Genomic DNA, 17,655 nt, shown 5'->3' on the forward strand with positions numbered 1-17,655 from the left:
GGTGATAAAGCTTCGCCCGATGTTCACCGTCGAAGGGCGGTGAAGTGGCGAGCGGCGGACGTCATCCTTTCCATGTCGATGCTTTGCGGGTTGCATGACCTCGGCTTCATGCCGTACCGGCCTCAGGCTGGCGGGGCACGGCGAGACATGGCGTCACGAGGGATTACCCGATGACGCGCTGGACCCACGGCCTGGTCAACCGCCTCGTCATCCTCTGCGACCTGACGATGATCGCCCTCGCCACGCTGGCGGGTTACCTGTTCTGGCATGAGCTGAGCTGGAGCCAGACCGCCGTTCTCGGCGTCATTGCCGCGTCGGTCTATGCGGGCACGCTGACGCTCGGCCAAGCCTACCGCGTCGAGCACTATAAGCGGCTGCGCCGGCAGATCGTCCATGTGCTCATCGGCAGCGTCCCGGCCGGGCTGGCGGTGCTGCTGGTCTATTACGCGCTGGTGCCGGCCGAGGACGAGGATCTCACCGCCCTCGGTCACTGGGCGGCCATCGCCGCCTTCGCGCTGCTCTTTGGCCGCCTGGTGCTGGTCAGCTGGCTGATCCGCTCGATCAACCGGCGCGGCCTGCTGCGTCGCGACGTGCTGGTGATCGGCGACCTCGACCGGGCCTACGCGCTGGTGCGAAACTACTATGAGGAGCAGCAGGGCGAGCGGCTGCTCGACTTCATCGCCGTGTTCCGCGACGAGGGCCGCCCGGCGACGCCCGCCGAGCTGGCGGGCGACGGCGTTCCCCCAATGCGCGGAGGCCTTGCCGAACTCTTCGCCTATGCCCGCCGCGACACGGTGGACATGGTGATCGTCACCAAGTCGTGGAACGATGTGCGGGCCATTGGCGAGGTGGCGCAGCAGCTCAACCGCTTCGCGGTCGACGTGATGCTGGAGCTGGAGCCTGGCACCTTCAAGCCGGGCTATGCCGGCCTCACCAGCATCGCCGACCACCGCGCCTTACAGGTGCAGCAGCGCCCGCTGAAAGGTTCGCTCGGCATCTTCAAGGCGGTGGAGGACTACACGGTCGCCACGATCGGGCTGATCCTCGTCTCGCCGGTGCTGCTGCTGGCCGCCATCGCCATCAAGCTGGATTCGCCCGGCCCGGTGCTGTTCCGGCAGGCCCGCATCGGCCTGAACAACCGCGAATTCACCGTCTACAAGCTGCGCACCATGCATGTGAATCCGGCCGATGACGGCTCGGTCGCCGCCGTGCGGGAGGATCCGCGCATCACCCGCGTGGGCGCGCTGCTGCGCAGCTTCTCCATCGACGAGCTGCCGCAGCTTCTCAACGTCCTCAAGGGCGACATGTCGGTCGTCGGCCCGCGCCCGCATGTGCCGAACATGCGGATCACCGAGGATGTGCGCTATGAGGCGATCAGCGATTATGTCGCTCGCTACCGCATGAAGCCGGGCATCACCGGCTGGGCGCAGATCAACGGGATGCGCGGCGGCATCTACACCGTCGAGAAGGCCGAGCGCGGCGTCGAGCTCGACCTCTATTACATCGAGCACTGGTCGATATGGTTCGACATCCGCATCTTGCTGCTCACCGTCACCAAGGGCCTCGCCGACAATTCGGCGTTCTGAGGCTGGCGCTCGCGGCGCTCGCGCTCCTCGCCGGGGCCGTAGCCGCGCGGGCCGAGCCGGCACGGCCCTTCCTGGCCTATCAGGCGAGCTGGTACGAGCCGCCGGCGCAGGACGGGGCAGCCACCACTCTCGCGCGCCTGCCCCGCGCCATCACCCATGTCGCTCTGGCTTTCGTGAAGCCGGACCTTGCCTATCCCGGCGGCCTTGAGCTTTCCGGCACCGGGCTGCAATACCCGTTTTCCGGCGCGGTGCTGAAGGACGCAATCGCCGCGCTGAAGGCCCGCGCTCCCGCCACGCGCGTGCTACTGGCGGTGGGCGGGGCGACCTATGGCGGCTGGGACAGGCTTGATCCCGGCGCGCTCGCCCGGCTGGTGGCTGATCTCGGCGCGGATGGCCTCGACATCGACTTTGAGCCGACCCAGCCCGCCTGCCTGATCCGTGCCGGCCGGGTCGCCTGCGCCAGCGATGCCCTCTGGCTGGACATTGTCCGACGCCTGCGCGACGCCCTGCCCCGGCCTTATGTCCTCAGCGTTGCCGGCTGGAGCGTCGGCGCCTATGGCCAGGGCGCCTTTACCAATGCCCCGCCGCCAAGCCCGTGGCGCGGCTCGATGATCGCGCTGCTGCGCGCGCCGGAGGCGGCGATGCTCGATCTCGTGGCGATCATGAGCTACGACGCCGGGCCGCATTACCAGCCGCTGGAAGCCTTCCGCGCCTATCGCAGCCTGTGGAAGGGCCCGCTGGCGCTGGGTATCCCCGTCCTGCCGCCAACTCACGGCGAAAAGCGCGCGACGCTCGCCGGCACTGCGGCGCTGATGGCAACGCTGAAGCCAGACCCGCTCGCCGGCGCCATGCTCTACGCGCTGAACCTGACGCCCCCCGGTCCGCCCGGCCCGGACAACCCGGATGCGAGGGCGCTCACTACCGCCATCTGCATCGGGTTGCAGCTGGAGGGCTGCACGCCCTGAGGCTCAGCCGAGCGCGGGCGCGTCCTTATGGCGGGCGATGACGTTGCAGAACTCGGTGGGGCGGCTGCCGAGCGGGGTGAGGCGGCCGTCTTCCTCCAGATGGAAGAAGCGGTAGTCGCGGGCCGCCAGCAGGTTCCAGGCGGCCGCCGCGTCGCCGCCCGCCTTCATCAGCGTCGGGCAGTTCATCTCGAAGATCACGGTCGGCCGGTCACGCTCCAGCGTCTGTCGGGCGCCGGCGAGCACCTGTCCCTCCGCGCCCTCCACGTCGATCTTGATGCAATCGACACGCGGCAGGCCCTGCTCGGCGACCAGAAGGTCGAGCGTCGTCAGCTCCACGCTCTCGCTGCCGGCATCGGAGCCGTCGCTGAGCAGGGAGAAGGCCTGCGGATCATCGCCCAGCGGGTTGTGGAACAGCGCGGCACGGCCCGGCGCGTCCGAGAGCGCCTTGCGCACGATGGCGACATTGGCAAAGCCATTCAGGGCGACATTGGCGGCAAGCTGCGTGCCCGCCGCCTCGCCGGGCTCCACCGCGACGATACGGGCCGCGCTCGGCGCCATCTTCAGCGTGAACAGGCCGATATTGGCGCCGACATCGACGAACACGTCGCCCGGCTTCACGAATTTCTGGATGTAGTGCAGCTCCGGCTCCACCGCGTCGCGCAGCAGGAAGGCGGAGACGGAGGTGAAGCGCAGATCCGGCGGCACGCGCAGCTTGGCCCCGCCCGGCACCAGCTCGAACACCGGGCTGTGCCCCAGCGCCACCGCCGCCATCCAGCGCAGGCCGCGCGCGCTCACCGCCAGCGGCGCCTCGCGGAAGCCGGGCATGCGCATGAGCTTGGACAGGCGGCGCAGCATCCTAGTCTCCGTCCGATAGGGCATGGGCGCCGAAGCTTATGCGGTGCGCCGGTCGCGCTGTCGAGGGGCGCCGTCCCCGCACGCGCAGGAGGTAGATGGCGAGCGCCATGACCACGCCGAGTTCGCCCGGCGTGAACACCAGCGAATAGACCGCCGAGGTGACCAGCAGATAGAGGATGTAGTCGGAGAGCGCGAGCACCAGCGCGTCATCCGTGCCGCGTGCGGCCCTCAACACGACGATGACACCCCACACATAGAGCCCCGCCAGCAGCAGCGCCCCCAACAACCCATATTCAAAGACCACGCCGAACCAGCCGAGATCGGCGATATAGAACTGGTCATTGCCGAAAATGTCGGCAAGCGTGATGGCGCCGAAGCGGGTCGTGGCGCCCACCCCGAACAGCCAGCGCCAGGGGTCGTCACCGAGGAAGTTCGCCGCCAGCGCCAGCGAATGCTGGCGCACGGTGAGCGAGCCGCCGAGCGACTGCACGAGATTGTCGGCGTTCTGCACCATCATCACCCCCACGCCGAGCGGCACCACGGCGAGGAACAGCCCGACGATGAGCAGACGCCGGCGCGGCGCCAGCGACGTCACGGCGGCGTAGACGCAGATCAGCAGCATGCCGCCAATGGCCGTGCGCTGCTTGTAGATCATCAGCATGGCGAGGAAGCCGGCGAGGATCAGCAGCGGCGCCAGCAGGGTCGGGCGCTGCACGGCACGGCGCGCGAGATAGAACAGCAGCAGCGCGCCGAAGAACATCGGCATGTAGATTCGATAGCCGCGCTCGACCTCGATCATGAACAGCTTGCCGAGCATGGGATCGTTCACGTACCAGCTCGTCGGCACGGCGATCCACAGCAGCACCATCAGTGCGAAGGTCGCGGCACCCAGCCCCACCAGCACGGCGCGCAGCCGGTCATGGCTCGGCGCCAGCCAGGCGAGCAGCGCCGAGAGCGCGAAGTAATAGGTCATCGGCCACACCTTCACCGTGGTGATCAGCGCGTCGATCAGCCCATTGCCGAGCTGCACCATGGAGATGAAGGGCGTGACGCCCAGCGCATAGGCGAGGAAGACGAGATAGAAGCGCTTGGCCGGCAGCTCCAGCCGCACCACCGCATAGAGCGCCAGCGGCAGGCAGGCGAGCGGCCACGCCTTCGAGAGCAGATAGGGGACGGTCAGCTCGTGCAGGTAATGGAAGCACTGCGCGAACAGCGGCAGGGTGACGACAAGGATCGTCGTCGTCACCAGCCCGGCGAACCGCTCGTCGGAGATCGGCAGCGGGTCGGGCACATAGGCGCGGGGCAGGCTCACCACCGCCGCGCGGCGCCGGGAGGTGACGCCCCCGCTCATGCCCCGCCCTCCGGCGGTTTCATGCCGTAGCGCGCCGGATCGCGCCGGGCCTTCAGCGCCGTCAGCAGCACGGGTGCGGAATCGATGAACACCCGGCGGGCATGGCCAAGCGGGTTGCGGGCGAGCCGGTAGGCCCATTCCAGCCCCGCCCGGCGCAGAAAGGCCGGCGCGCGGGGCACAAGGCCGGTGGCGAAGTTCAACGCGCTCCCCACGCACAGCCCGCAGCCCACCGCCCCGCCGCGCGCCGCAATGGCCCGCGCGAGATATTCCGACTGCGGCGAGCCGGCGACGAGGAAGACGTAACGCGCCGGATGCGCCACGACGAAATCCACGCACGCCGCCACCGCGGCAGGATCGCGGATGAAGCCCATGGGCGGCACATGCAGGGCGAGACGGGTGAGGCCGAAGCGCGCCATCAGCCGGCACCGCAATTCCTCGCTGCCACCGATCACCGTCACCGGATCCTCCGGCGCGGTATGGCCTTCCAGCAAGGAGAGCGTCACATCGCTGCCGGCGGCGTGCGGCAGGTCGAGCCCGAACAGCCGGCGCGCGAGGACGCGCGGCACCTGCCCATCCAACAGGCGCAGCCAGGCATGGTCATAGGCGTCGCGGAAACGGGAATCGCCGAGTTCGTTCAGCCGGGTGAAATGCGCCGCATTGGGCGTCACGACATAGGCGAAGGGCGCATCGGCCGGGCGGGCGGCGATGGTGGCGGCGGCCGCCGCCGTGTCCAGCCGGGCGATCGGCACGCCGAGATAGACGACCTCCGGCACGGCTTCCACGGGCGCTTTTCCTTGGTGGCGCCCCCTTAGGGGGTCACGGTGCTCTGCGTGCCCATCGTATAGTTGAAGCTGCGCTGGAACGGCACCACCTTGTTGATGAACTGGTCGATCCAGACATTCAGCTCGGCGACGGAGCTGCGCGGCACATAGATGATGTCACCGGAAACAAGCTGCACATCGTCCAGCGTGAAGCCGGTCTGGATGATCTCCTTGACGTTCACCAGCCGCAGCATCGGCATGTTGTCCGGGCCACGGCGGATGATCGCGACCTGCCCGGTACGCGCCTCCTCGGTGAAGCCGCCGGCGGTCAGGATGCCCTGCAGCGTGCCGTTGCGCATCTCCGAGAGATTATAGGGGCCCGGCCGCTCGACCATGCCGCCGATGTAGACCTTGGCGGAGACGGGGTCTTCGAGCGCGATCACCACCTTCTGGTCGGCGAGCTCGACGCGCGAGGCGCGGCGCACCACTTCCTGCGCGCCGGCGAGCGTCATCCCCTCGACCTTGAGCTGGCCGATGGCGCGCGGCGCCACCGTGCCATCGGGCGAGACGGTAAGCTCCTCGTCCATGTCGCGGGTGAGGAAATATTTGATCTTCAGCTTGTCGCCGGGGCCGATCCGGTAGGGCGGAACCTGGCTGCTCCACGGGCGGAACCCCTGCGGGTTCACCTCGGTGAAGCGCAGCTCCTGCCCGGTGGTGAAGGCATCGCCCGGGCTCTGCGGCTTGCCGACCGAGCCGGTGGTGTCGCGGCTGGTGGTGCAGCCGGCGAGCAGCACGGCCAGAAGCAACACCGGCACGAGCACGGCGCCCTTCCGTCCCCGCCCCGCCCGAGCGGCAGCGCGGAAGCGGGGCGCGTCGTCGCCGCTGTCGGCTAGGGGCATGCGTCTTCTCCGGCTCGGCACGCGCCACCGCCAGGGGCGGCACGCTGCGACGCTCGAAACCTAAAGAAACGCGGTTAATGAAGCCTTAAATCCTTGCAATGACTCGGCTTCCCGCAGCGGCGCTCAGGGGCGGCAGGTCGTGCCGGCGCGGCGCGCATCGCGGTAGAAGGGCACGAGGTCCAGCCGGTCGATATGACGCCAGAGCACGCTTTCGCGCGGCGGACACAGGCCGATCAGCGCGGAGGTCGGGTTGCCCTTCCAGTCATCGGGCACATGCACCATGGCCGACCAGACGCCGAGCGAGAAATCCGGCTCATTCGCCCACCAGCGGCTCGGCAGAGCGCGGCGCAGATAGTCGCGGATGGCAAGACGCCCATCGAAAGGAAACGGGTCGATGGACGGGTCGAGCGGGCTCGCCCCCGGCAGGTCGCCCGTGCCTGTCTGCGCCTGCGCCGGCAGGCTCGCCGCAGCGATCGCCAGCAGCGCGGCAGCCACCAGCATCGCGGCGCGCCCGGCTCTTGCGAGGCGCACGGCTGCGTGGTTCATGCGGGGGTGTCGTCCCATCCGGCCCATGGGGGCGATATGCCATGGTGCGCCGGCGCTGTCTCGCTTCTCCCGACCCGGTTCAAAGGATCGCATGCCGACCCTCCCCTCCCGTCTCTCCCGGCTGGCGCTGGCCTATGCGCCCTATGCCGGCGCGCTCGCCGTGCGCGGGCTGGAGGTGGTGGGCAAGCTCGGCCTGTTCATGCTGGCGGCGCGCCTGCTCGGCACGCATGAGGCGGGGCTCTATTTCATCTGCCTGACCTGGGTCGGCCTTGCCGCCACCATCGCCCGCGCCGGCTTCGAGAAGGCGGTGGTGCGCCACATGGCGGCGGAGATCGCCATTGGCGACGGCGCGGCGGCGGAGCGGGCGATGCTCACCGGCCTCGGCTGGACCGTGCTCGGCAGCGTCATGGCCACGCTGGCGACGCTCGCCGCCGCGACACCCGCCGCAGCCTATCTGTTCCACGATCCCGACCTTGCCGCCCCGCTGCGCATCGCCGCGCTGGCGATCCTGCCGCAGGCGCTGTGCTTCTATGCCGGCCATGTGCTGCTGGGGCTGAACCGCGGCGTCGCCGGGCAGTTCGTGCAGAACGCGTCCTGGCCGGTCTTCACCTTCCTGGCCATGCTGGCGGGCGCGCACTCGCTCTCCGCCATGCTCTATGCGCTGGCCCTCTCCAATCTCGCCGCCACCGCCATCGGCGCGTGGCTGATCCTGCGGGCCGAGCGCGACGGCGCCGCACCGGTCGAGGCTCCCGCCGACGTCCTCCCCGCGCTGTGGCGCACCGCCGTGCCGCTGGGGCTGGTGGAGGTGGTGCAGGTTTCACTCAACTCCATCCCGATGCTGCTGCTGGCGGTCTATGCGAGCCCGGCCGAGGTCGGCGCCTTCAGCATCGCCAACCGGCTGTCCATCCTCATCTGGGTGGTCATCATCGCCATCGGCTCCATCGCCGCACCACGCTTTTCCGCCCTGCACCGGCTGGGCGACTGGGCGGGCCTGCGGGCGCAGAACCGGCGCGCACGGCGGCTCGTCGCGCTGTGCAGCGTGCCGCCGGTCGCCCTCATGATGCTCCTGCCCGGCCCGCTGCTGGCGCTGATCGGCCCCGGCTTCGACATCGCCGCCACCGCCCTCGTCATCATGGCGGCCGGACAACTGGTGAACGGCCTGCTCTCCTGCCAGGACATCGTGCTGGCGATGACTGGCCATGGCGGGCTGCTGCGCTGGCTGAACGTCGCGCAATTCCTCGTCTGCTGCGCCGCCGGCGCCGTGCTCGTGCCGCTCTACGGGATGAATGGCGCGGCGATCCTCACCGCCCTCGTCATCGTGCAGGGCGCGCTCGGCACGGCGATCGCGGTGCGCCGGCTGATGCCGCAGGCTTTTTGACGCAGCGGCGGCGGGTCTTTACCGGCGCTTAGCGTTAATGGGGCACACTCAGGCCGAGTAGAGGTGTGGCCGCCCGGCCGGTGGGCGTGCAGGTGGCGTTGAATGGCGATGACGGGAACCTATGCGGGCGAGGCCGAGGCCACGGCCGCCGGCCAGTGGTCCGGCAGTCGCCCGCCCGCCTTCACGCTGCGCGATTTCCTCATCGCCGCCTTCTTCCACATCCGCATCATCCTGCTGGCCGCGCTGCTGCCGCTGGCGGCGGGCGTGGCGGCGGCGACGTTCGCCAGGACCGAATACACCGCCAACAGCCTGCTCATGGTCATCGTCAGCCGCGAGGTGACCAACGCGCAGAACGTCACCGGCACCGGGCCGGCCGTGCTCTCCATCGAAGGGCTGAAGCAGGTCGAATCCGAGGTGCAGATCCTCGAGAGCGCCGATGTCATCCGCACGGTGATCGAGGATATGGGCCGCGAGACGCTGTTCCCGCCCGGCCTTTTGTCCCGCGTGCGCGATCTGCTCGCCGGGCCCGGCAGTGCGATGGACAAGGCGATCGAACGATTCCGGCGCAATCTGCGCGCCGAGGTGCTCGACGGCTCGAATGTGATCGAGGTGTCCTTCACCCATCCCGACCGCGCCATCGCCATCGAGGCGACCGACAAGCTGGTCGCCGCCTATATGGCGCGCCGGCGGGTCATCATGGAGAACCCCACCGCCCGCATCCTTGAGGCCGAGGTCCAGCGCTTCCAGCGCGACCTCACCGCGACCGACCGGGCGATCGAGGGGCTGAAAAGCCGCGTCGGCATCATCGATTTCGACCAGGACGCCGTCCTCGCCGCCAATCAGGTGGATTCGGTCGTCCAGCGTCGCCGTCAGGTCGCCGAGCGCAAGGTCGCGGTGGCCGGCCAGCTGACCGAGGCCGAGAAGCAGCTCGCCGCCCTGCCCCCGACCGTGTTCGACTTCAACCAGAAGAGCGACGCGCTGGGCAATGACGACGACAACAACACGCTGAGCCGCCTCCTCATCGAGCGCGACCGCCTCGCCCTGCAATACGCCGCCAATGGCGCGATGATGCGCGAGATCAACCGCAAGATCGAGACCATCCGCAAGCAGATCGCCACCCGCAATGAGCGGCTCTACGAGACCAGCCGCGACGTGCGAAACCCGGCGGTGGGCTATGTGAACAACATGATCCTCAGCCTGCGCATCGAGGCGGACGCGCTCGACCGGCAGGAAAAGGAACTGGTCGTCCAGCAGGCGGATGCCGAAAAGCGCCTGACCGCGCTGCGCGCGGCCGAGACCGAACTGGTCGAGCTCAACCGCCGCCGCGAGACGCTGTCGGAGGGCTACCGCGAATATCTGCGCCGCGCCACCGCCGCCAAGATCGAGGAATCCGCCGCCGCCGAGCGCGAATCCAATGTGCGCCTCGTGCAGGATGCCGGCGCCTCGGTCACCAACCGCTCCATGCGCCTGCCTTTCCTCGGCGCTGGCCTCATCGGCGCGGTGCTGTTCGGCGCCGCCGCCGGCGCGGTCGCCTCGGCGCTGCGCTCGACCTTCATCCAGCCGAGCGAGACTGAGCGGGCGCTCGAGGTGCCGGTGCTCGGCGAGTACGACAATCCCGCGCGCGGCGAGGATGATGCCGCGCTCCAGCGCGACGCCGGCAACCTCGCGGCGCTGCTGGCGGATACGCGGGTCGACGGGCAGCCGGTGCGCGTCGTGCAGTTCATCGGCGTGGAGGCCGACCCGGCGCTGTCGGGCCTTGCCGAGCGGGTCGCCGCCGAGTTCACCACCCAGCGCGGCCTGCGCACGCTTCTGGTCGATCTCACCGCCCCGCCGGTCACGATTGACGATCCCTCGGTCCGGCTCAAGGGCGGCATCCGCGCCCGCCCCACCGGCACGCCGCTCTTGTGGAGCCTGACCGACGCGCAGACCTCGCCCTTGCTCCAGCTGCGCACGCCGCTGCATGAGGCGGAAGGGCTGATGCGCGAGCTGCGCCAGGAGTGCGAGGCGGTGGTGTTCTGCGCCACCGCGCGCGAGGCGAGCGCGCTCGGCCACCGGCTCGACGCGCTGGTCGACGGCAATGTGCTGGTGGTGCGCGCCGACAAGACCCGCAAGCCCGCCGCCATCGCCCTGCGCAGCGCGGTGGTGGAGAGCGGCGGCGTGCCGCTCGGCTTCGTCTTCATCGGCCGGCGTTACATCCTGCCCGACTGGATCTACCGGCTCACCTGAACCGGATCGGCCACCGGACGCGCCTGCGCTCGCAATTCGCGGATGAAGGCGTCGATCAGCGGCTGCTCGCCGCTGAGCCGGCGGGTCGCGGCGAAGTGCGCGGAATCAAAGCCATAGCTCTCCGGCTTCAGCACCCGCATCTGCCCGCGCCCGACCCAATCCTCGCCGATATGGCGCGGCAGATAGCCGATGAAGCGGCCGGACAGGATCATCATCACCTGCGCCTCCATCTGCACGATGGCGGCGCTCGCCCGCGGGTGGTTCACCCGGTAGAGGTCGTCGAGGTGGCGGTAGCGCCGCACGGAGAACAATGCCTCCTCGATGCGGGCATGGCTGATCTCGGCACCCGGCAGGTCGAACAGCGCATGGCCGCGCCCGCAATAGAGCGCCTGCGCCTCCCGGTGCAGCGGAATATAGGTGATGCCCGGCACCTTCTGCGAGAACGGCCCGACCACAAGGTCGCGCTGCCCGTCCATCAGCGCCCGCTCCAGCGCCAGCGGCGTGCCGAGCTCCAGATCGACGAACACCTCCGAGGCATAGTCCATGTAGCGGGCGAGCGCCGTCTGGAGACCCAGTTGCGGGTTGGTCACGACGCCATCGACGATGCCGACACGCAGCCGTCCGACGAGGCGGCGCTGGTCGCGCCCGATGCGGCCGTGAAAGGCGTCGATATCCTCGAACAGCCGCAGCGCGGCGGCGAGCGTCGCCTCGCCGAAGGGCGTGAGGCGGAATCCCGCCCGCCCGCGCTCGCAAAGCTGCCCACCCAGCTTGCGCTCCAGCGCGGCCAGATGAGTCGAGAGCGTGGATTGCGACAGGTTCAGCGCGATCTGCGCGTCCTGAAACCCGCCCTCCTGCGCCAGCACGACGAAGACGCGCAGCAGCCGCAGGTCGATATTGTCCAGCCGCCGCATGGCGCCGTCCCCCTTATGCCCTACCCGTCATCCCGGCCGAGCGCAGCGAGAGCCGGGATCGCCTGCCGCCTCGCCTCGTGCCCGCGCGATCCCGGCTCGGTCCTGCGGACCGTCCGGGATGACGGATCAAGGCAAGCGCCCGATACATCTAAATCTATCAATACATCCTTCCACTAATTCCGATTTTCTGGAAAGTGGAACTGCGCCAGCATGGCCTCGCCCTCCCGCTGGAGCTTCCCCGATGCGCGCCCCCTCCCCGCTCTGTTCCCGCGTGCCCGCATGACGCTCGAGGGTCTCGCCGGACGCACCGTCCTCGTCACAGGCTCCAGCCGCGGCATCGGTCATGGCATCGCCCGCGCCTTCGCCGCCGCCGGGGCGGAGCTGCAAATGCTCGCCGATGATGCCGCGATCCATGAAGCCGCCGGCCGGCTTGGCGCGCGCGGCCATCAGGCGGACATCACCTCGGCGGAGGCCGTGGCGGCGGTGGCGGCGTCCATTCCCCGGCTCGATGTGCTGGTGAACAATGCTGGGCTGGAGCTCGTCACCCCGCTCGACGATGCCGGCGCGCAGAACGAGGCGATCTTCCGCCGCGTGGTCGAGATAAACGTCGTCGGCACCTTCCTCGTCACCCGCGCCATGCTGCCGGCCATGGGCCATGGCGGGCGCATCATCAACACCGCCTCCGTGTGGTCGCGCTCGGCCGAGGCGCTGTTCGGCGCCTATGTCGCCTCTAAGCACGCGGTGATCGGCCTGACCAAGACCTGGGCCAAGGAGCTCGGCCCGCGTGGCATTACCGTGAATGCGGTGTGTCCGGGCTGGGTGCGCACGGAAGCCTCACTGCGCTCGCTCCACGCCATGGCCGCGCGCATGGCTGCCGAGCCGGAAACGCTGTTGAACGAGATCGTGGCCGGGCAGATCCTGCCGGGATTCATGGAGCCGGAGGATGTCGCCGGCACCTATCTGTTCCTGGCGTCCGACCTTGCGGCCAACATCACCGGCCAGAGCCTCGGCGTCGACCGAGGAGAATTCCCATGGTGAGCCCCCACAAGGATTTGCGCGTCATCGTCACCGGCGCGGGCAGCGGCATTGGCCGCGCCTGTGCCGATGCGCTGAGCGCGGCCGGCGCCAAAGTGGTGGGCTTCGACCTACACCCGCCGGAGCAGACCTCCCACTGGCCGACCATCCTCACCAATGTGTCGGACGAGGCCGCCGTTATCGCCGGCATGGATGCGGCGCGCGACCAGCTCGGCGGGCTCGACGTCATCGTCAACTGCGCCGGTGTGCTGGTAGACACCCCGCTCGCCAGCTTTGACATCGGCGCCTATGAGCGCATGGCGGCGGTGAATATTCGCGGGCCGATCCTGATGGCGCGCGAGGCGCTCAAACACTTCAGCGGCCCGGCACCGGTGCGCGGGCGCATCATCAACATCGCCTCGGAGCTGGCCTATCTCGGCCGCGCCGGCGCCTCCGGCTACTGCGCCACCAAGGGCGCGGTGCTCAGCCTCACCCGCGCCTGGGCCCGCGAACTCGCGCCGGACATTCTGGTCAACGCCGTCGCCCCCGGCCCGGTCGACACGCCGCTGCTCGGCTTCGACCGGATGAGCCCGGCGGAGCGCGCGCTGGAGACCACCAACCCGCTCGGCCGCGTCGGCCGGCCGGAGGAAATCGCGCAGGCGGTGCTGTTCCTTGCGAGCCGCGCCACCGGCTTCATCACCGGCCAATGCATCAGCGTCGATGGCGGCGCTGGCATGCATTGAGAGATTTGCCCCGACAGAACCAGAGGGAAACATGGTCGACAGCGTCCGTCTCGACGAACTGAGCTGGCCCGAATTCGCGGCGAAGATCGCCGCCGGCGCGCCGGTGCTGCTGCCGGTCGGCTCCACCGAGCAGCATGGGCCGCATCTGCCGCTCAATGTGGACGTGGTGCTGCCCACCGGCGTGTGCGAGCGCGTCGCCCGCGCGATCGGCGGCATCGTCGCCCCGACGGTGAATTATGGCTGCAAGTCCATGCCGCGCTCGGGTGGCGGCGAGCAGTTTCCCGGCACGCTGAGCCTTGATGCGCATACCTTCTCGCTGGTGCTGCGCGACGTGATCCGCAATCTCGGCCGGCAGGGCGTGCGCCGGCTGGTGCTGGTGAACGGCCATTACGAGAATCTGTGGCCGTCGGTCGAAGGGCTCGATCTGGCGTTGCGCGAACTTTCACGCGACGGCATCACCGACATGCAGGTGATGCGGCTGGAATACTGGGACTTCGCCCAGCGCGCCACGCTGGATACGCTGTTCCCCGACGGCTTCCCCGGCATCGACCTCGAACATGCGAGCCTGCTCGAGACCTCGCTGATGCTCCTCCTGCGCCCGGAGCTCGTGGAGATGGACAAAGTGCCGAGTGACGGCCCGGCCACCTTCCCGCCCTATGACAAATTCCCCGTCCCCGCCGATTTCGGCCTGCCGCCCTCCGGCGTGCTGGCGGTCGCCACTGGCTCCACGGTGGAGAAGGGCGAACTGCTGATGGCCGACTACGTCACCCACATGTCCGCCGCCATCCGCAAGGAATTCGGGCTGTAGGGGCGACCCGTGTCCCGGCCCAGCGGAGCCGAAGGCGAAGCGCCGAGCCGGGACCCAGGGGAGAATCCGCGAAGCTCCGCTTTGCTCTTGCTTTAGCCGCCTGCGGCGACGTCTTGCGCTGGATCCCGGATCGGCGCCGCGCTGCGCACGGCTTGTCCGGGACACAGAAAGAAAACGGGGCCCCGCCCCCATGAGGTTCACATGACCCGCATCTTCGAGCCCCTCGATTCCGGCAGCATCCCCCGCTATGCGGGGCTGCCGACCTTCATGCGCCTGCCGGTGGCCGAGCCCTCCGAGGTCGATATCGCCATTCTCGGCCTGCCCTTCGACCTCGGCACCACCAACCGCGCCGGCACCCGCCACGGGCCGCGCGAATTGCGCAACCAGTCGAGCCTGATGCGCCGCGTGCACCACGTCACCGGCCTGTCGCCCTATGACCGGGCGCGCGTGGCCGATTGCGGCGACGTCATCACCGATCCGTTCGACCTGATGCGCTCGCTTGACCTCATCACCGCGCATTACGAGGGCGTGCGCGAGGCCGGGGCGCTGCCGCTCACCGCCGGCGGCGACCATCTCATCAGCCTGCCGATCCTGCGCGGGCTCGCCAGCGACGGGCCGGTCGGCCTCATCCAGTTCGACGCCCATTCGGACACCTATGACAGCTTCTTCAATGGCAGCCGCTACACCCATGGCACGCCGTTCCGCCGCGCGATCGAGGAAGGGCTGGTCGATCCCAAGCGCTTCGTGCAGATCGGCCTGCGCGGCGCCATCTCCGATGCCGGCAATTACGACTATGCCCGCGAGATGGGCGTGCGCATCATCTTCATCGAGGAATTCGTCGCCCGCGGCGTCGAGGATGTGATGGCGGAAGCCCGCGCCATCGTCGGCGACAAGCCGACCTATGTCACCTTCGACATTGACGGCATCGACCCCTCGCAGGCGCCCGGCACCGGCACGCCGGAGATCGGCGGCTTCTCCACGCGGGAAGCGCAGGCCATGGTCCGCCTGCTCGACGGTCTCGACATTATCGGCGCCGACCTCGTCGAGGTCGCCCCGCCCTTCGACCCTTCCGGCCTCACCGCGCTCACCGGCGCCACCATCCTGTTTGAACTGCTCTGCGTGCTCGCGGGCGTCGTCGACAACAAGGGAGCCCGCTAATGGCCCATGGCTATGAGACCGGGCGGCTCGACCTGCCCTTCGTCGGCATCTGCACCTTCGGCAAATACCCGCTCCAGCTCGACTGGGACCGGATCGATGCCGATGTCGCCATTCTCGGCGCGCCCTTCGATCTCGGCACGCAATGGCGCTCGGGCGCGCGCTCCGGCCCGCGCGCCATCCGCGAAGCCTCGACGCTGTTCTCCTTCGGCCATGCCGGCGCCTATGACCATGAGGACGACGTCACCTATCTGGCGGCAGAAAAAACCCGCATCGTCGATATCGGCGATGCCGACATGATCCACACCGACACCGACCAGAGCCACGCCAATATCGAGTTTGGCGTGCGCAAGATCCTCAAGGCCGGCGCCATCCCGGTCGTGCTCGGCGGCGATCACTCGGTCAACATTCCCTGCATCGAGGCGTTCTCGGACGAGGAACCGTTCCACATCGTCCAGTTCGACGCCCATCTCGACTTCGTGGATGAGCGCAAGGGCGTGCGGCGCGGCCATGGTAACCCGCTGCGCCGGGCGGCCGAGAAGCCCTATGTCACCGGCCTCACCCAGCTGGGCATTCGCAATGTCTCGTCAACTGCCCGCGAGGGCTATGAGGCGGCGCGCTCCATGGGCTCGGACATCCTTAGCGTGCGGCAGATCCGCAAGCTCGGCACCGAGGCGGTGCTGGCCCGCATCCCGGAGGGCAAGCGCTATTACGTCACCATCGACATTGACGGCTTCGACCCGTCCATAGCGCCGGGCACCGGCACGCCGAGCCATGGCGGCTTCACCTATTACGAGGTGCTGGAACTGCTGGACGGGCTGACCAAGCGCGGCACGGTGATCGGCGTCGATCTCGTCGAGGTCGCCCGCGAATATGATCCGGGCGGCGTCACCTCGATCCTCGCCGCTCAGGTGCTGCTGAACTTCATCGGCCGCATCCTGCACAACCGGAAAAGCTGAAGCTGCGCGGTCTTGACCTTCGGCCCTTGTGACCGATTTGCCCTCTATCGACGTACCGGTGTCGCCTGTGGAGCCCTGCGCCCTCAGGCGACGCCGGGAGCCGCAGAGGAGATATCATGCGCACCCACAAGACCGCCAACGACCTGCCCTCCAACGCCAAGAAGGTCGCCATCGACCTGCTCAATGCCAATCTCGCCGCCGGCATCGACCTGGCGCTCGCCACCAAGCAGGCGCACTGGAACCTGAAGGGCCCGCAATTCATCGCCGTTCACGAAATGCTGGACGGCTTCCGCACCGAGCTCGACGGCCATAACGACACCATGGCCGAGCGCGTGGTGCAGCTCGGCGGCACGGCGCTGGGCACCACCCAGACGGTCGGCACGGCGAGCCATCTCAAGCCCTACCCGACCGACATCTACAAGATATCCGATCACCTTGGCGAACTCGCCAACCGCTACGGCGCTGTTGCCAACAGCGTGCGCAAGGCGATCGACGAGGCGGACGAGGCCGGTGACGCCACCACCGCCGACATCTTCACCGCCGCCTCGCGTTCGCTCGACAAGGCGCTCTGGTTCATCGAATCGCACCTTCAGGAAGCGCAGTAACACCACGGCGCGCAGGTTTCCCCCAGCCTGCGCGCACTCTTTCATGGTATGTCGGAACCGGGAAACGGCGGCGCTGCAATCTCTACTTGTCGCGCACGCTGTACTCACCCGTGTTTTCTTTGCGCCCGAACGGCTTACCGCTTTGCCTACGACGCGAATTCCGCCATTCTTCGCGCGTAAAGCGTGGCGGAATCGAAACCGGCCGGGTGGGGCATCAGCGTCCGGGGCCGCGGCGAACAAAAGGGGCAAGGGCGCATGGTAGTCAGGCCAGCCAAGGAGCAGGATGATGGGATCACGTCTGCGCACATCATCTCGGCCATGAACGGCACGGGTACCGAGGGAGCCTCGGAGTTCGTCATCAACCATCTGGAAATCGCCCGGGTGATCGAGCGGGCGCATCGGCGCTTTCTCGATCTTCTGCGGATCGAGCTGACGCGGCTCGGCACGGACGATATCAGCCCGTCGCAGGTCATGCTGCTCTTCACCATCGGCAGCGACGAGCTCTCGGTCCGCGACCTGCTGGAGCGCGGCCACTATCTCGGCTCCAACGCCTCCTACAATCTCAAGCAGCTCGTCGAGGGCGGCTATGTCCACCGTTCGCCCTCGCTGCGTGATCGGCGCTCGGCCCGTCTCCGACTGACGGCGAAGGCGATCAGCCTGTGCGACGCCATCCGCAACATGCACGACACCGCTGAGCGGGGTCCGCGCGACGAGGCCGAGGCGCTGGAACTGACCACCGCCTATAACGTGCTGCGCAAGCTCGAAATGCACTGGACCAGCGCGCTGCGCTATGGCGGCGAAGGCGGCTGACGCCCGACTTCGGAGGGACAACGTCGGCTGGCGAACACCCTTCTCGCGGATCCGGACAACGAAAAAACCCGCCGCGCACGACG

17 protein-coding genes are annotated in these 17,655 nt (G+C 68.6%); 11 read left to right on the forward strand and 6 right to left on the reverse strand.

What is annotated here, in order from left to right:
• Window positions 1–170: 170 nt before the first annotated feature.
• Window positions 171–1,586, forward strand: a complete 1,416-nt coding sequence (locus AncyloWKF20_RS07745; RefSeq protein ID WP_279317293.1) for an exopolysaccharide biosynthesis polyprenyl glycosylphosphotransferase — start codon at window positions 171–173, stop codon at window positions 1,584–1,586.
• Entirely contained in the window at window positions 1,520–2,551 is a 1,032-nt protein-coding gene (locus AncyloWKF20_RS07750; RefSeq protein WP_279317294.1) for a glycosyl hydrolase family 18 protein, read from the forward strand. The genes AncyloWKF20_RS07745 and AncyloWKF20_RS07750 overlap by 67 nt, the downstream gene beginning before the upstream one ends.
• Before the next feature lie 3 nt (window positions 2,552–2,554).
• Here the strand turns inward: AncyloWKF20_RS07750 and AncyloWKF20_RS07755 are convergent, their stop codons facing one another.
• From AncyloWKF20_RS07755 to AncyloWKF20_RS07775, 5 genes are all read right to left on the reverse strand, one after another.
• A complete protein-coding gene (locus AncyloWKF20_RS07755) occupies window positions 2,555–3,406 on the reverse strand; it encodes an FkbM family methyltransferase (RefSeq protein ID WP_279317295.1) in 852 nt (283 codons plus the stop codon).
• Between the two features lies 1 nt (window position 3,407).
• Window positions 3,408–4,757, reverse strand: a complete 1,350-nt coding sequence (locus AncyloWKF20_RS07760; RefSeq protein WP_279317296.1) for a hypothetical protein — start codon at window positions 4,755–4,757, stop codon at window positions 3,408–3,410.
• The gene (locus AncyloWKF20_RS07765) at window positions 4,754–5,539 is read right to left on the reverse strand and encodes a WecB/TagA/CpsF family glycosyltransferase (RefSeq protein WP_279317297.1); all 786 of its coding nucleotides are present in this window, start codon (window positions 5,537–5,539) and stop codon (window positions 4,754–4,756) included. Before AncyloWKF20_RS07765 ends, AncyloWKF20_RS07760 begins: the two co-directional genes overlap by 4 nt.
• A gap of 26 nt (window positions 5,540–5,565) precedes the next feature.
• Window positions 5,566–6,417 (reverse strand): polysaccharide export protein, encoded by an 852-nt coding sequence (locus AncyloWKF20_RS07770; RefSeq protein WP_279317298.1) that lies wholly within the window; start codon window positions 6,415–6,417, stop codon window positions 5,566–5,568.
• Window positions 6,418–6,540: 123 nt separating this feature from the next.
• Entirely contained in the window at window positions 6,541–6,963 is a 423-nt protein-coding gene (locus AncyloWKF20_RS07775; RefSeq protein ID WP_279317299.1) for a hypothetical protein, read from the reverse strand.
• Window positions 6,964–7,054: 91 nt separating this feature from the next.
• Between AncyloWKF20_RS07775 and AncyloWKF20_RS07780 the strand changes: the two genes are divergently transcribed.
• Window positions 7,055–8,341 carry an oligosaccharide flippase family protein gene (locus AncyloWKF20_RS07780; RefSeq protein ID WP_279317300.1) on the forward strand — a complete coding sequence of 429 codons (1,287 nt, stop codon included), beginning with the start codon at window positions 7,055–7,057 and terminating at the stop codon, window positions 8,339–8,341.
• 102 nt (window positions 8,342–8,443) lie between these two features.
• Window positions 8,444–10,567 carry a lipopolysaccharide biosynthesis protein gene (locus AncyloWKF20_RS07785; protein ID WP_279317301.1) on the forward strand — a complete coding sequence of 708 codons (2,124 nt, stop codon included), beginning with the start codon at window positions 8,444–8,446 and terminating at the stop codon, window positions 10,565–10,567.
• Here AncyloWKF20_RS07785 and AncyloWKF20_RS07790 read toward each other — a convergent pair.
• Window positions 10,552–11,478, reverse strand: a complete 927-nt coding sequence (locus tag AncyloWKF20_RS07790; protein WP_279317302.1) for a LysR family transcriptional regulator — start codon at window positions 11,476–11,478, stop codon at window positions 10,552–10,554. The two genes, AncyloWKF20_RS07785 and AncyloWKF20_RS07790, sit on opposite strands and share 16 nt — an antisense overlap.
• 210 nt (window positions 11,479–11,688) lie before the next feature.
• Here AncyloWKF20_RS07790 and AncyloWKF20_RS07795 point away from each other — a divergent pair, with 210 nt between their 5' ends.
• The 7 genes from AncyloWKF20_RS07795 (at window position 11,689) to AncyloWKF20_RS07825 (ending at window position 17,572) form a co-directional block, all read left to right on the forward strand.
• A complete protein-coding gene (locus AncyloWKF20_RS07795) occupies window positions 11,689–12,516 on the forward strand; it encodes an SDR family oxidoreductase (RefSeq protein ID WP_279317303.1) in 828 nt (275 codons plus the stop codon).
• Complete coding sequence (locus tag AncyloWKF20_RS07800; RefSeq protein WP_279317304.1) at window positions 12,510–13,235, forward strand: SDR family NAD(P)-dependent oxidoreductase; 726 nt, start codon at window positions 12,510–12,512, stop codon at window positions 13,233–13,235. The genes AncyloWKF20_RS07795 and AncyloWKF20_RS07800 overlap by 7 nt, the downstream gene beginning before the upstream one ends.
• Before the next feature lie 31 nt (window positions 13,236–13,266).
• On the forward strand, window positions 13,267–14,043 hold the full coding sequence (locus AncyloWKF20_RS07805; protein ID WP_279317305.1) for a creatininase: 777 nt from the start codon (window positions 13,267–13,269) through the stop codon (window positions 14,041–14,043).
• Window positions 14,044–14,244: 201 nt separating this feature from the next.
• Window positions 14,245–15,201, forward strand: a complete 957-nt coding sequence (gene speB / locus AncyloWKF20_RS07810) for an agmatinase (protein ID WP_279317306.1) — start codon at window positions 14,245–14,247, stop codon at window positions 15,199–15,201.
• Window positions 15,201–16,157 (forward strand): agmatinase, encoded by a 957-nt coding sequence (gene speB, locus AncyloWKF20_RS07815; RefSeq protein WP_279317307.1) that lies wholly within the window; start codon window positions 15,201–15,203, stop codon window positions 16,155–16,157. Before speB (AncyloWKF20_RS07810) ends, speB (AncyloWKF20_RS07815) begins: the two co-directional genes overlap by 1 nt.
• Before the next feature lie 116 nt (window positions 16,158–16,273).
• On the forward strand, window positions 16,274–16,762 hold the full coding sequence (dps, locus tag AncyloWKF20_RS07820) for a DNA starvation/stationary phase protection protein Dps (RefSeq protein WP_279317308.1): 489 nt from the start codon (window positions 16,274–16,276) through the stop codon (window positions 16,760–16,762).
• Window positions 16,763–17,080: 318 nt separating this feature from the next.
• The gene (locus AncyloWKF20_RS07825) at window positions 17,081–17,572 is read left to right on the forward strand and encodes a MarR family transcriptional regulator (RefSeq protein ID WP_279317309.1); all 492 of its coding nucleotides are present in this window, start codon (window positions 17,081–17,083) and stop codon (window positions 17,570–17,572) included.
• Window positions 17,573–17,655: the final 83 nt, after the last annotated feature.

The sequence above is a fragment of the Ancylobacter sp. WKF20 genome (genome assembly GCF_029760895.1).
Taxonomy (GTDB): Bacteria; Pseudomonadota; Alphaproteobacteria; order Rhizobiales; family Xanthobacteraceae; genus Ancylobacter.

Excerpts from the sequence above, each read along its gene's own strand:
- AncyloWKF20_RS07745 (WP_279317293.1), top strand. The coding sequence starts at position 171 with ATGACGCGCTGGACCCACGGCCTGGTCAACCGCCTCGTCATCCTCTGC.
- AncyloWKF20_RS07750 (WP_279317294.1), top strand. The coding sequence starts at position 1,520 with ATGGTTCGACATCCGCATCTTGCTGCTCACCGTCACCAAGGGCCTCGC.
- AncyloWKF20_RS07755 (WP_279317295.1), bottom strand. The coding sequence starts at position 3,406 with ATGCTGCGCCGCCTGTCCAAGCTCATGCGCATGCCCGGCTTCCGCGAG.
- AncyloWKF20_RS07760 (WP_279317296.1), bottom strand. The coding sequence starts at position 4,757 with ATGAGCGGGGGCGTCACCTCCCGGCGCCGCGCGGCGGTGGTGAGCCTG.
- AncyloWKF20_RS07770 (WP_279317298.1), bottom strand. The coding sequence starts at position 6,417 with ATGCCCCTAGCCGACAGCGGCGACGACGCGCCCCGCTTCCGCGCTGCC.
- AncyloWKF20_RS07775 (WP_279317299.1), bottom strand. The coding sequence starts at position 6,963 with ATGAACCACGCAGCCGTGCGCCTCGCAAGAGCCGGGCGCGCCGCGATG.
- AncyloWKF20_RS07780 (WP_279317300.1), top strand. The coding sequence starts at position 7,055 with ATGCCGACCCTCCCCTCCCGTCTCTCCCGGCTGGCGCTGGCCTATGCG.
- AncyloWKF20_RS07785 (WP_279317301.1), top strand. The coding sequence starts at position 8,444 with ATGGCGATGACGGGAACCTATGCGGGCGAGGCCGAGGCCACGGCCGCC.
- AncyloWKF20_RS07790 (WP_279317302.1), bottom strand. The coding sequence starts at position 11,478 with ATGCGGCGGCTGGACAATATCGACCTGCGGCTGCTGCGCGTCTTCGTC.
- AncyloWKF20_RS07795 (WP_279317303.1), top strand. The coding sequence starts at position 11,689 with ATGGCCTCGCCCTCCCGCTGGAGCTTCCCCGATGCGCGCCCCCTCCCC.
- AncyloWKF20_RS07800 (WP_279317304.1), top strand. The coding sequence starts at position 12,510 with ATGGTGAGCCCCCACAAGGATTTGCGCGTCATCGTCACCGGCGCGGGC.
- AncyloWKF20_RS07805 (WP_279317305.1), top strand. The coding sequence starts at position 13,267 with ATGGTCGACAGCGTCCGTCTCGACGAACTGAGCTGGCCCGAATTCGCG.
- speB (WP_279317306.1), top strand. The coding sequence starts at position 14,245 with ATGACCCGCATCTTCGAGCCCCTCGATTCCGGCAGCATCCCCCGCTAT.
- speB (WP_279317307.1), top strand. The coding sequence starts at position 15,201 with ATGGCCCATGGCTATGAGACCGGGCGGCTCGACCTGCCCTTCGTCGGC.
- dps (WP_279317308.1), top strand. The coding sequence starts at position 16,274 with ATGCGCACCCACAAGACCGCCAACGACCTGCCCTCCAACGCCAAGAAG.
- AncyloWKF20_RS07825 (WP_279317309.1), top strand. The coding sequence starts at position 17,081 with ATGAACGGCACGGGTACCGAGGGAGCCTCGGAGTTCGTCATCAACCAT.